The organism is Ruminococcus sp., from assembly GCF_016283395.1.
This window is the reverse complement of record NZ_JAEEMU010000043.1, coordinates 1-13,572: the sequence shown is the minus strand read 5'-3', so window position 1 is coordinate 13,572 and position 13,572 is coordinate 1. Positions and strand designations below refer to the sequence as shown.

General features: G+C 44.5%; 13 protein-coding genes. 9 read left to right on the top strand and 4 right to left on the bottom strand.

The annotated features are described in order from the left end of the window. The first annotated feature begins 231 nt into the window (after positions 1–231). The 9 genes from QZZ41_RS09930 to QZZ41_RS09890 all read left to right on the top strand — a co-directional run bounded on the left by QZZ41_RS09930 (position 232) and on the right by QZZ41_RS09890 (position 10,225). Positions 232–2,802 (top strand): PEP/pyruvate-binding domain-containing protein, encoded by a 2,571-nt coding sequence (locus QZZ41_RS09930; protein ID WP_295071251.1) that lies wholly within the window; start codon positions 232–234, stop codon positions 2,800–2,802. Positions 2,803–2,853: 51 nt separating this feature from the next. Continuing rightward, entirely contained in the window at positions 2,854–4,122 is a 1,269-nt protein-coding gene (locus tag QZZ41_RS09925; RefSeq protein ID WP_295071248.1) for an HAD hydrolase family protein, read from the top strand. Positions 4,123–4,256: 134 nt separating this feature from the next. After that, positions 4,257–5,591 (top strand): circularly permuted type 2 ATP-grasp protein, encoded by a 1,335-nt coding sequence (locus QZZ41_RS09920; protein ID WP_295071245.1) that lies wholly within the window; start codon positions 4,257–4,259, stop codon positions 5,589–5,591. Positions 5,592–5,603: 12 nt separating this feature from the next. Continuing rightward, entirely contained in the window at positions 5,604–6,305 is a 702-nt protein-coding gene (locus QZZ41_RS09915; RefSeq protein WP_295071242.1) for an alpha-E domain-containing protein, read from the top strand. Then, on the top strand, positions 6,302–7,072 hold the full coding sequence (locus QZZ41_RS09910; RefSeq protein ID WP_295071239.1) for a transglutaminase family protein: 771 nt from the start codon (positions 6,302–6,304) through the stop codon (positions 7,070–7,072). Before QZZ41_RS09915 ends, QZZ41_RS09910 begins: the two co-directional genes overlap by 4 nt. Positions 7,073–7,135: 63 nt before the next feature. Continuing rightward, a complete protein-coding gene (locus QZZ41_RS09905) occupies positions 7,136–8,077 on the top strand; it encodes a M14 family metallopeptidase (RefSeq protein ID WP_295071506.1) in 942 nt (313 codons plus the stop codon). Next, positions 8,074–8,997, top strand: a complete 924-nt coding sequence (locus QZZ41_RS09900; protein WP_295071236.1) for a M14 family metallopeptidase — start codon at positions 8,074–8,076, stop codon at positions 8,995–8,997. The genes QZZ41_RS09905 and QZZ41_RS09900 overlap by 4 nt, the downstream gene beginning before the upstream one ends. 51 nt (positions 8,998–9,048) lie before the next feature. Continuing rightward, the gene (locus QZZ41_RS09895; protein ID WP_019679427.1) at positions 9,049–9,234 is read left to right on the top strand and encodes a hypothetical protein; all 186 of its coding nucleotides are present in this window, start codon (positions 9,049–9,051) and stop codon (positions 9,232–9,234) included. Between the two features lies 1 nt (position 9,235). Next, on the top strand, positions 9,236–10,225 hold the full coding sequence (locus QZZ41_RS09890) for a guanosine polyphosphate pyrophosphohydrolase (protein WP_295071233.1): 990 nt from the start codon (positions 9,236–9,238) through the stop codon (positions 10,223–10,225). Here QZZ41_RS09890 and QZZ41_RS09885 read toward each other — a convergent pair. The 4 genes from QZZ41_RS09885 to QZZ41_RS09870 all read right to left on the bottom strand — a co-directional run bounded on the left by QZZ41_RS09885 (position 10,222) and on the right by QZZ41_RS09870 (position 13,447). After that, positions 10,222–10,926 carry a gamma-glutamyl-gamma-aminobutyrate hydrolase family protein gene (locus QZZ41_RS09885; RefSeq protein WP_295071230.1) on the bottom strand — a complete coding sequence of 235 codons (705 nt, stop codon included), beginning with the start codon at positions 10,924–10,926 and terminating at the stop codon, positions 10,222–10,224. The two genes, QZZ41_RS09890 and QZZ41_RS09885, sit on opposite strands and share 4 nt — an antisense overlap. Positions 10,927–11,245: 319 nt before the next feature. After that, positions 11,246–11,452, bottom strand: coding sequence for an SOS response-associated peptidase family protein (locus QZZ41_RS09880; protein WP_295071227.1), 207 nt, complete (start codon positions 11,450–11,452; stop codon positions 11,246–11,248). Positions 11,453–11,563: 111 nt separating this feature from the next. Then, positions 11,564–12,733 (bottom strand): hypothetical protein, encoded by a 1,170-nt coding sequence (locus tag QZZ41_RS09875; protein WP_295071225.1) that lies wholly within the window; start codon positions 12,731–12,733, stop codon positions 11,564–11,566. A gap of 396 nt (positions 12,734–13,129) precedes the next feature. Further along, positions 13,130–13,447, bottom strand: coding sequence for a PhzF family phenazine biosynthesis protein (locus QZZ41_RS09870; RefSeq protein ID WP_295071221.1), 318 nt, complete (start codon positions 13,445–13,447; stop codon positions 13,130–13,132). Positions 13,448–13,572: the final 125 nt, after the last annotated feature.

The following is a 13,572-nucleotide window of genomic DNA, read 5'->3' as shown; positions in this document are numbered from 1 at the left end:
AAATCGTGGCATAAAATTACCGAGTCCATAATTCAGGCTCGGTAACCCACTTTTTCGTTAATGGAAGCAGCCTCAATGCAGCGCCTTTGCTTGTCTGACATAATTATATATCAGACAAAAGAAATTGTCAAGGAAAACTTGACAGAATAAAACGAGTATGATATAATGCAAGTAAAGAGCAACGGTGCTGATATTTCAGCACCGTTTTTTGTTTGTACGGGAGGTGCTTTTATGGCTGCATTTGACAGAGTATTATCGGGAATACCCGAAATGGACACTGCACTTGATAATATAAGGCTCGGCGACAACGTTGTATGGAGAGTTTCGGAGCTCTCGGAGTTTCGTCTGTTTATGGAGCCCTATCTCAGACAGGCTATCACTGACGGCAGAAAGATTATATATTTTCGCTTTGCAAGTCACGAGCCCCTTGTGGATAACTGTCCCGAGGTAAAGACCATAGAAGTGCCGCTGTCCCACAGATTTGAGACATTTACCGTTGACATACACAACGAGATAGAAAAGGCAGGCAGAGACGCTTTTTACATATTCGACTGCCTTTCGGAATTGCAGGCTATGTGGGCAACAGACCTTATGATGGGCAACTTTTTCCGTGTCACCTGCCCGTTCCTGTTCATACTCGATACAGTTGCATTTTTTCCGATAATCAGGGGAAAACACTCCGTTCATGCCATAAACAAGATACTTGATACCACTCAGCTTTTCCTTGATGTTTACTCGGACAAGAAAAACGTGTATGTCCGTCCCGAAAAGGTATGGAACAGAAACTCCGACACCATGTTCCTGCCCCACACTTATGAACCAGAAAGCGGACGATTCAGACCGATACTTGACGGCGTAAAGTCCAGCCGTTTCTATCAGGTCCTCGGCAATGCACAGCGTTCGGCAGACGAGCAGTTCATGGACTCGTGGGACAGGTCTTTCAAGAAAGCGAAAGTGCTGTATGAAAACGGAGTCGATATTACCGAGCAGTGCAGTAATATGTGCAATATAATGATGACAAGAGACGCGAAAATGCGTCAGATGGTCAAAAAGCATTTTCGTCCCGAGGACTATTTCAGCGTCCGCGACCACATGATAGGCACGGGAATGATAGGCGGAAAAGCCTGCGGTATGCTACTTGCGAGAGCTATTATCCGCAACACCGAGCCTGATATAAACGAAGTTCTCGAACCGCATGATTCATTCTATGTAGGCTCTGACGTTTACTATACCTACATCGTTGACAATAATTTCTGGGATATGCGTATCAAACAGCGCACTGAGGAGGGATATTTCGCCCTTGCAGATGAATTTGCAAAGCAGCTCATGAGCGGCAGGTTTTCCGATGAGATGCGCGAACAGCTCAATCGTATAATCGAATACTACGGACAGGATCCGTATATAGTCCGTTCAAGCAGTATACTTGAGGACGGCTTCGGAAACGCATTTGCAGGCAAGTATGAGTCAGTATTCTGCGCCAACAGGGGAACTCCCGAGGAGAGAATGGAAGAATTTGAAAAGGCTATCAAGACTGTCTACGCAAGTACTATGAGCCTTTCCGCTCTGGACTACCGCAAACGCCGCGGACTTGACAAGCGTGATGAGCAGATGTCGCTGCTGATACAGCGTGTGTCGGGCTCTTACTACGGTGCGTACTATATGCCCTGTGCAGCAGGAGTCGGCTATTCCTACAGCCCCTACAGCTTTCTGAAAAGCTCCGACCAGTCCGCAGGAATGTTACGCCTTGTAATGGGGCTCGGTACGTCTGCCGTTGACAGGACAGAGGGCTCGTACCCTCGGCTCGTAAGCCTTGATATGCCCGAAAAGACAGTGTATTCAACTTATGCGGACAGGCACAGGTTCTCGCAGGGAAAGGTGGAAGTCATCAATACTTCGATACACGACCTTGAACGTCTGCCCCTCAGGGAGATAGAGCCCGAAATGCCTGAGTATCTGCAAAATATACTTCTCGAACACGACTTCGATGCAGAGAGCAGACTGCGCGAAATGGGACGGAGAGTGTCCTCGACATTCATATCCTGCAAGGGACTTGTCAGCAATAAGACTCTTATGTCACAGATGCAGAGAATGCTGCGCTGTATACAGGACGAGTACGAATACCCTGTTGATACTGAGTTCACCATAAACGTTTCCGACAGCGGCGAATACTCTATTGACCTACTGCAGTGCAGACCGTTGCAGGTGCTTAAAGACAAGTCGGGAGTCGCTGTTCCCGATAATATACCGCAGGAGCATATCCTCCTCGAAAGCAAGGGAGCTTCAATGGGACTTTCCAAAGCCTCAAAGCTGGATATTATCGTGTACGTTGATCCCGTTGTGTACTACAATATGCCTTACAGCGAGAAAAATACCGTAGCGAAAATGATAGGCAGGATAAACTGGACTTACCGCAGCAGCGGAAAACACATGATGCTCATGGTGCCTGGCAGAGTTGGAACTTCCTCTCCCGAGCTTGGTGTACCTACAACATTTGCCGATATAAGCGAATTTGACGTTGTGTGCGAAATGGAAGAAGCCCGTGCAGGCTACAACCCCGAGCTTTCCTACGGCAGTCATATCTTTCAAGACTTAGTCGAAGCGGAGATACTCTACACAGCAGTGTTCAACAACAGCAAAACTCTGCATTTCGCACCCGAAAAGCTGAAAGGACTGCGGAATATGCTTGAAGATATCGACGAAAACAGCGGACTTGACGATGTTATCCATGTCTATGACGTGAGCCGCTGCAAATGCGAGCTCTTCAACGACATCAGGAATGAACATCTTTTGATTACAATCTGAGCAATGGTGCTTATCCGTAAGGGTAGGCACTTTTCTATTGGAGTGAGTATTTTGAAACTGACATTTCCGCCCATAGGCGCAAGAATAGTAAAATCATCAATAGCAGTCGGGCTATGTATGGCGGTGTATTTCATAAGGACATTTCTGCCCGTTGAAAACGGCATACCTTTTTACGGAGCATTGGCTGCTTTATGGTGCATACAGCCCTATTCAGACACCACAAAGAACAATGCATTTCAGCGCTCCGTGGGTACGCTTACAGGTGCAGTCTACGGACTTTTATTCCTGTTGATGTTCCGCAGACTTGATCTGGTCATACCCGAGTTTGTATATATTTCCGCAAGTATTTTCATAATACCTGTGATATATACGACTGTTGTCACGAATAAGAGGAACGCTTCTTTTTTCTCCTGTGTTGTGTTTCTGAGCATTGCGCTCACTCATTCATTTGACGCTGATCCGTATCTTTTTGTACTCAACAGAGTCATTGATACTTTCATCGGAATAATCATCGGTGTAGCTGTGAACGACTTCCGACTGCCTGTCAGAACTGATAAAACTACTCTATATGTCAGCGGAATTGATGATGTACTCATCTCACCGTCCTCGAATTACAGCAAAGTAGAACTTAACAGGCTTATCCGCAGCGGTGTGAAATTCACCGTCTCAACTACCCGTACTCCAGCCGAGCTTATGTCGATAATGAATGGTACGGAATTAAAGCTTCCCGTGATAGTTATGGACGGTGCGGCGATATATGACATTAAGGAAAAGAAATATCTTGAAATGACCTATCTTTCAAACAGTGTTTCGGAAGAAGCTGAAAGGATCATCTCAGAGTGCGGACTGAACTGTTTTGTGAACACCATGCTTGACACTACTCTGCTGATATACTATGGAGAATTCCGTAATCCTGCCGAAAAGAACCTTTTTGAAACACACAGCCATTCGGCTTACAGGAACTATATCAGCTCGGAATACCGTCGAAAAGACGACAATGAGCGTATTTTGTACATTACAGTCCTTGCAGAGAAGATAGATATATTCCTGCTTGAAAGGAGACTTCGTCAGAAGCTGGGAGTAAGTGCGAGGATAAGCTTTTCCGACTCCGAATACGAGGGTTTTATGTACCTTAAAGTTTTTTCGCCGTTGGCTTCAAAGGAGAATATGATGTCAAAGCTGAAAGAGCATACAGGTGCGGAAAAGGCAGTTACATTCGGCAGCATACGCGGTAAATATGATGTATATATCAACGACGGCGGCGGAAATGCCACTGTGAAAAAGCTCAAAAAAATATGCAGATCCCATGGGAATTTTTGACACGCAAAGCTTTGTCAGACTATTGACAATTCGTTTCGGGTGTGGTATCATAAGGGTGTAATAAAGCAAGCAAGGGTGCTTATCCGCATGGATGAGCACCCTTATTTTATTTGCTAAGGAATGGAGTGATAACAATGACACAGCAGAATATTGAGCAGTTTACAAAGGCAGTGGGCAATGCAAACGAGATAAATGAACTTCTCAGACGCTACGGCGTAAAATTCGGAATATACAAAAACGGTGTTTTTAACGAGCAATTCTTTCCTTTCGATCCTATCCCGCGAGTGATAGTGTCAGAAGATTTCAAGAGTATTGAAAAGGGACTTGTTCAGCGTGTAAACGCCCTGAATGAGTTCCTTTTTGATATTTATCACGAAAAAAATATCGTAAGTGACGGTATTATACCTGAGAATTTCATTTATATCTCAAAGGGCTATCTTGCACAGTGCGAGGGAATAACTCCCCCAAACCGCATTTACAGCCATATTTCGGGTATCGACCTTGTACAGGCTAAGGATGGAGAATGGTATATTCTTGAGGATAATCTCAGAATACCATCGGGAGCTTCTTATCCGCTTATAGCAAGAGAACTCACAAGGATCGCCGCTCCCAAGGCTTTCTCGGAGAATGAGATAGTGGACAACCGCAACTACGCACAGCTTCTGAAAGAAACAATGGAGTACACTAACTGCGGCGGCATAAGAGCAATTCTCACCCCAGGACGTTACAACGCTGCGTACTTTGAGCATTCATACCTCGCAGAGCATACAGGCTCAGTCCTCGTGCAGAACGACGAGCTTTTTGTTGAGGACAATATACTGTATCACCGTACATATTCGGGCGGCAAAACAAGGATTGGAGTGCTGTACAGGCGTATAGCCGATGAGTATCTTGATCCGCTGAACTTCCTGCCCGAGTCTCTTATCGGCATACCTAATCTTATGGAAGTATACCGCAGCGGAAATGTTGGTATAATCAATGCTCCGGGCAACGGAGTTGCCGACGACAAGGGCATATACTATTTCGTACCGAAGATGATAGAATATTACCTCGGCGAAGAACCCATACTGAAAAACGCTCCCACATATCTGCCGTTTTACGAGGAGGACATGAAATATGTTATGGATAATCTTGAAAAGCTGGTCATTAAGGACGTTGCGGAGGCAGGAGGCTACGGAGTGGTATTCGGAAGAGAGCTTACAAAGGAAAAGCTTGAAGAGTTCCGCAGAACTATCATTGCAGAGCCGAGACGCTTTATCGCACAGGAAGTCATAGATTTTCTCGACCTGCCGATACTGGATAACGGCGATACCGTAATGCGAAAGGCTGACCTGCGAGCATTCGTGCTCTCTGGAGAAACAACGAGAGTATGGGCTTCGGGACTTACAAGATTCTCGCGTAATCCAGATTCATTTGTGGTGAATTCCTCACAGGGAGGCGGATTCAAGGATACATGGGTGCTTAAATAGGAAAGGAGTATTATGACAACAATATCAAAAGAACACAGCGACCGACTTTACTGGCTGGGACGCTACACGGAAAGGGCATTTACCACTCTGCGGACAATACAGAAGCTCTACGACAAAATGCTGGACAAGAGCAAAGGGTATGCCGATTATCTGAAATGCTTCGGACTTTACGATATCTACGGCAGCAATGAAGCCTTTATAAACAGCTTCCTCTACGACGGTAGCAACGCCAATTCTGTTGCATACAGTCTGGAACGGGCATATGATAACGGCATAGTTCTCCGCGAGGAGATATCCACCCACAGCCTGTCGTTTTTGCAGCTTGCCAAGGACAGCCTTGCAAAGTCCGAATTATCCAAAAATACGAGACTGTCCCTACTTCCTCTGGAGGATCAGCTTTATGCATTCTGGGGCTGTCTGAACGAGTATATCTACAATGACGAGATAAGAAATATTATTTACATCGGGAAAACCATCGAACGCCTTGATCTGTACATCAGAATGGCATATCCCTTTGATACTACACAGAAAGAGTACATACGCCTTATGAAAAATCTTGAAAGGGCTCCGAAGGGAACGCCTTACCGATATAATACAGCGAATTATTCGGAGCTTGTGAAAATAATGGAAAATGAGGAGGGATACAAACAGAACTCAGAAAAAGTGATAGGCTGTCTTGAACATCTTTTTGAACCACTGGAGGTAACAGTATGAAAACGCTTAATTTCAGCTTCTCTACGAAGCTAACATTCGATGATTACGTCCACGATCACAGCTTTGCACTCAGGATAATCCCGCCTGATACGGAGTCGCAGAAGATACTTTCATGCAGTCTCAATATTTCGCCCGGCGTCACTACTAAGCAGACTGTTGACGCATTCGGAAACAACGTCACCGCAGGCTATATACAGGGCGATCACCGCTTTCTCGATTTTGAGATTAAGGGAACGGCAGAAGTTGACTCCTCAAAGCACAGTACATTTCTAATGCCCTGTTATCGGTATCAGTCAGAGTATACTGAACCCGATGATGAACTAAAAAAATTCTATGTCGAGCTGAAAGACAAGTATATGGGCGACGCTTCCGAAAAGGCTGCATATTTCAGTGATATCCTCTCCGACATCATAGAGTACAAAAAAGGAACGACCACTACCGCAACAACTGCCGCAGAAGCATTTGCTCTGCGGAGCGGAGTTTGTCAGGACTTCTCCCATATACTCATTTCACTGCTGAGAATGGACGGTATACCTGCACGATATATCGCAGGTCTTGCGTTTTGTGACGGCGAAACTCATTCGTGGGTGGAATACTGGACTGGAGATCACTGGGAGGGTATTGATCCTGCAAATAATTGTCCCGTCAACGACGATTATCTCGTTATTTCAATGGGACGCGACTTCCGTGACTGCGCTATCGACAGAGGTGTGATGTTCGGGAGATATACCCAGCAGATGCAATTGGTGCGTTCGGTCCTGAGCTGACCGCATATGAAGTGAGAATGGGCGGATACTATCCGCCCGAGAGGAGTGATAAAAATGATAACTATGATAGAAACTATAGCGACTGCATCTCTTGCGGTCAATGAAAACTTGAATATCCAGAAGCGGCGCATTGCAAACGGCAAAAGCAGGAAGCGTCTGAGTCTTGTGACAGGTACACATGGCGATGAGCTTGAAGGTCAGTACCTCGCATATATGATAGGCTCTTATCTCAATGAGAACATCGGCCATCTCGACGGTATCGTGGACATTTACCCTGCACTCAATCCTATGGGTATCGACTCAATAACACGCGGAGTCCCCCTGTTCGACCTTGATATGAACCGCGTTTTCCCAGGCTCTAAGGACGGCACGATGATAGAAATGATATGTGCTTCCATAGTTGACGATATTGCAGGTTCTGATGTGTGCGTGGACATTCATTCGAGCAATATCTTCCTGAAAGAGATACCCCAGATACGCATGAGTGTTCCCACTGCTCCTGCACTTCTTCCATACGCAAAAATGATGAACGTGGACTTCGTATGGATACACGAGTCCGCAACAGTTCTTGAATCTACCCTCGCTCATACCCTCAACACAAGAGGAACGAAAACTCTTGTAGTTGAAATGGGCGTGGGTATGCGTATAACTAAGGAATACTGCCGACAGCTCTTTGACGGCATACTCAATCTTATGAAAGAGCTGGGAATGTGGAGCGGCGAAACAGCCACCGTACGCGAGCCTATAGTTTCTGAGGGGCGTGAAGTTGGCTTTGTGAACTCCGATGCGGCAGGCATTTTTGTGCCCTGTGCCGACTTCGGCGATACTGTAAATGAAGGCGACCATATCGGTGATGTGGTCGATCCGCTGACATCGAATGTCGTTGAAAAGGTGGAGGCTGTGTGCAGCGGTATGATTTTTACGCTGCGGGAATATCCCGTAGTTTACGGTGGCTCGCTCCTTGCGAGAATATTGCAGCCGTCTGAGGGAGGTGCAGAGGAATGAAGAGAAGGGTGCTTTTTTCAATGAAGTCGCCATACCGTGAACAGCTTGACGTTATCGGATTCCGTTTCGGTCACGGAAAAAAGTCTGCGGCAATAGTGGGAGCAATGCGCGGAAATGAAGTACAGCAGATGTACGTTTGCAGCCGCATGGTGCAGGAGCTCAAAAAGCTCGAAGCAAAGGGACGTATCGCCGAGGACTGCGAGATAATGGTCATTCCTTGCGTGAATTACTACTCAATGAATATCGGCAAGCGCTTCTGGGCAATGGATAATACCGACATAAACAGAATGTTCCCGGGCTACGAGCAGGGCGAGACTACACAGCGTATCGCAGACGGGCTTTTCTCGAAGATACAGGGCTACGAATACGGCATACAGCTTGCCAGCTTTTATCAGGTGGGAAATTTCCTGCCCCACGTTAAAATGATGGATACAGGCTTTATGCAGCCTGATTTGATGAAGGACTTCGGACTGCAATTCGGCATACTTCGCAAGCCCCGTCCCTATGATACGACTACTCTGAACTACAACTGGCAGGTGTGGGAAACAAAGGCGTTTTCAGTATACGCAAATGCTACCGATGATATTGATGAAAACGCCGCAGATGAAGCGGTTTATGCGATCCTGCGCTTCCTTGATAAGCAGGGCATAATCAGTGCAAATACTCCCCCGGGGTACATCACAAAAATAATCGACGAGAGCAAAACGAAGCAGATACGCTCGGAAGCTTCGGGCATTTTCAAGAGCCTTATTGACATTGGCAAGCGGGTTGAGCGCGGTGATGTTCTTGGAGTAATATCCGATCCGTTCGAAGGTGAGATAGTGTCAGAGATAAGGAGTCCTGTTTCAGGAACGGTATATTTTGAATATCACGATCCACTTATAAATTCAAACACTGTCTGCTTCAAAATAATCAGGTAGGGGCGGATATCATCCGCCCGAATATCCGATTCAAGTATAAGGAGAAGAACCATGAAAAAGGAATTTTCAGAAACCAAAACTGTCATATCTCCCGACGGTAAAACCATAACAACGATGACCGTGAGCGGCAGCAGTGAAACGACGGAGAATTCATCGACTGTTTCGACAACATTCACTGCAAGCAACACGACTACTTCAACAACAACGACGACAACAGTAAAGAACGGGGAAAAGTGAAATGATAACTTTGAACGACTATCTGTTTTCGGGAAATACGGTGCTGAAAATACTGCATCAGTATTCAAATGACCTGCGAAACAGTGCAAAGTCAACGCACAACAGTATCGACCTTGCACATTCCAATTTCCTGATACAGATTATTGAATTGCTTGAACACAACGACTTCCTGACCTCTCAGTCCCAGAGGATAAAGGAGTTTTACAAATACATGACAAGGGAATATCCCTTCCTTGCATTCACTTTCAAGGGACGTATAAAGTCCCTTATCCGCGCCGAGGAAAAATTCAACGGTTATATCCTTGAATACATTTACAAGTATTACAAGAATAATGGCGAATTTCCGTCAGAAGCCGAAATAAAGAGCAAGCTCATATGCTTCCGCGACCTTATCGCGTATCGCATAGTTATTTCGATGCCCTCCTGTCACATCAAAAACGGAGATGAAAGAAGTGAGATTGAGAAGAAATACCTCTATGAAATTGCCGATGTGGTACCCGAATTTCTTGAGGAGAGAGGGTTCACCGCAGAGCTTTCGGGCTTCACTGAGGACAGGTATTCTGACAAGCTCAAAGAGGCTGTTAGACCGTATTACCGCGACTATGTGTCATTTCCCAGAAGTACAGGCTATCAGTCCATACACATAACCTTTTACGACAATCTTGCACGCTGCTATACGGAATTGCAGCTCCGTACAAAGGATATGGACGACTTTGCGGAGATAGGCGATGCAAATCACTTCGGCTATGAGAAATTGCAGGAAGCAAGACGCACCAAACGCGATGAGATACCTGTTAGCGAGTGTATTTATTTTGATGAAGCATACGAACGCCTAACGAAATTACAGGAGCTGGAGCTCGCGGATATAGATGTGAATATGTTCAAGGCTATAAACAATCAGCTCATAAACGACGGCTGCGGATTGTTCAGAGGTCGGCAGATCCTGCCTTTCGAGCACTTATCACGTTTCCAGAACGATCTTATAGATTAACAGTGAGCAACAAATTCCTTGAAGATAAGGCGACTGTTTTCGTCTTTGAGATAAGAAAATTCGGGGTGCCATTGTACTGCCCAGAGGAACTTTCGCTCTGGAGCGTAAACGGCTTCGATAAGTCCGTCGGGCGCTTTTGCCATAGGTAAAAGTGCAGTAGAAAGTTTGCATATTCCCTGATGATGATAGCTGTTCACAGGAAGGGTATCTGTTTTCAGAAGATCATACAGTGGTGAATCTGATTCTATATTCACTTCATGTACAGGGATATCGTACGGCGGCTTCTGGCAATGCGGCACACTATCGGAGAACTGGGAGGGTATATCCTGCCACAGAGTTCCGCCAAGTGCGGCGTTTATGAACTGTATGCCGCGGCATATGCCGAGTATGGGTTTATCAGCTTCCATTGCCCGCTTTAGAAGCAGTTCCTCCATAACGTCGCGCTCGGGACTGCACTCGCCACAGGCACCTGTTTTTCTTGCGGAGTACAGCTTTGGATCAACGTCCTGACCTCCCGTGAACAGAAAGCCGTCACACATAGATGTTATCTGTTCGATATCAGCACTGTCGCTCGTCAGAGGAAGCATAACAGGCAGACCTCCTGCTTCAATTATCCCGCCGAAATACCCGGGAAGCATCCAATAGCTGGTTTTATTGTAGTCGAAAAGAGGTATAACGCCTATAACAGGTCTTTTGTTCATATTTTTCCTCCAATACAAAAAAGGTGCATACGGTAAATACCGCAGCACCTTTGCTTTATATAATGATTATAGTATTTTTTGTCAGGAAAGTCAAGCATTATCTGCTGTAGGGCTGTGGTGATTCAGAAGGAAATGGACTTGCGTTCTAACACTTTCTACCGTCAGCTCAGGGAATATGAGCAAGGAATATAGTGGCAATATATCGTGGTCTATTGAAATACAAAAAACTATTTCACACAAATGCTTTTTCGTTTTTTGACATATTGCAAATATGAACGACACCCTTTTGAAATGAATCGGAGTCGGCATTGCCGACTCCTCATGCTGTAATGGTCTCAGGTGGAAACTGAGGATAATCAACTGCTCTCTCGAATACCATATTGGACAGTGCCTTCTCAACTATAGTACTGGGATTGCCATTAGGTCGTATCCAGTCAAGTATATTCTCCTTATCCAGTATAAGCGGCATACGGCCGTGTATATCTCTTACGGTACCCGCTGCTTCTCGTGTCAGTATTGAGAACATCGGTACTTGCATCGTAAAAACAGAATCGCTGAATAAGCATCATTTTTCGTATTATTATTTAATCTTTAGCACTTTACGTTTTCACGGATTGCTGTACGTTCAATTGGCTTGTCACTCGTTTACGCTTCTGAATTTGTACAATATATTTTTGTATTCGTCATCGAATATCTTTCCAAGTACCAGAACGCTGTTATTGTCAAGAACGACAACAGATCGTATTTCTTCGGTCGAAGGTATCATGTCGATATAGTTTATAACATTTTCGTACTTCCTGTCCTTATCAAATGCAAAGAGTCCGATACCCGAACTCAGGTACAGCAGGTCATTTCCGTGACCAAAGGTACCCTTTTCTATACAGCCAGATCTTGTTTCACAGCCGAAATTTTCAATTTTGACACTGGTGTTATCAAACAAAGGGTAGCCATTATCATTTCTGGAATAGAAATACAGTACGTCCTTCGGTTCATCAGATGTGTAATTGACGCCGACAAAACACAGTTTATCATCTGAGGTCACTTTTTTGACAGAAGGACCGTAATAAGGAATGTAGTTTTCGATCTGTCCCTTTATTTTGCCTTGTTTATCCACGATATAATATGAAGCGGTGCTTATGTTGTTTTTTACCGCGATTGCTGTTATAACGAGCTCATTATCCCAGCAGTCATCACATAACAGCCATGTTACAGGATCTTTCTTATCAAATCCGATATCTATATTGTTTTCAGATATGATTTCGCCTCTTGTATTCAGTTCAAAAAGCTTGTAATCCACATCTTTCGCCTTACTGAATAGATGATCAAGATGATCCTGCTCAGAGTTTTCTTCAGAAGCGTGACCGGGATCTTTTCCAAAAGTGTATTTTGGTTCGATCACTGTAATGAATATTTCTTCAGTTGTTGTTCCGAGTGCGGAATAATAGGCTGTTTTGCCCAAGCCAAGATTGGGAGTTATCTCGGTAACGGTGCGCTTATCATCATCAGCGATATACAGCTTCTGAGTAGCCGCATCACCATATCCTGATGTATCCGAGCTTATAAGGAAACGGTTATTGTTCAAGGGCGTGATATTTGAGATATTCTCAATACCATTTAAATAGTCCGCCTCATAGACCTCATACTCTCCTCTCGGAAGCTCCTTAAGACTCACAGGATCAACTGCTGCTGAAATAGTTTCATCACTGCTTAATGATACTTTTTTCTTGGATACGGCACATGAAGAAGCTGTGCCTGTCAAAACTGCCATTGATACAATAATTGCAATTACTTTTTTATAGTTTTTCATATTTTATCTCCTGTTGCAATAGGTGCAGAAATACTTATGTAATAGATTATATAATATAGCTACGATTTTGTCAATTGAACTCAATTGTATTCTCAATCAGTTGGTCACAGCAGCAGTATCTTTCCAGATATTTGTGATTCTAATTAACGTAAACAGCACCAAATAGCTGCCTCCCCTTTCGGAGAGACCTTTTTTATATCTATAGCTGTTTGATGTATTATCAAAAATGGAAATTTATCGGGCACAATGCCCCCCTATTATATTGCATTTGGAGTTATAAAGGCTTACATTATAATCATTTACATCCTTTTCAGTTATAGCATATTGTACAACACATTCCAATCTCTTTCAAGAACAGTAAAAAGAAAGCACCGCCCGAAGGCGGTGCAGTTAATATCATAATCCAACAATGTCATTTATTGAGAAGAGTGCAGCTTTTCCGGAGATAATGACTTTATCTCCTGCACAGTCACAGTACAGAATACCTGTACGAGAAGAAGCTTGGAAAGCTGTGATGTGAGATTTGTTCAGTCGTTTGCACCAGTACGGAGCTATCATGCAATGAGTTAAACCAGTCACGGGATCCTCGTTCAGACCGTATCTTGGAGCAAATACTCTGGATATACAGTCATATTCTGTTCCTTCGTCAGTTACACATAGATTAACTATTCCCAACTGCAATCCTGTATATGTAATAGATCTTAAAAGGCTCATTTAATGCGACATGAACTCCATACAAACAGCTAGGCTTCCCCATTATGAACTGAACCATTTTGTACGTACAGTACAAGAAAGCCCCTTATGGCATATTAAATTAAACAAAGAACTGACTCCGTAAT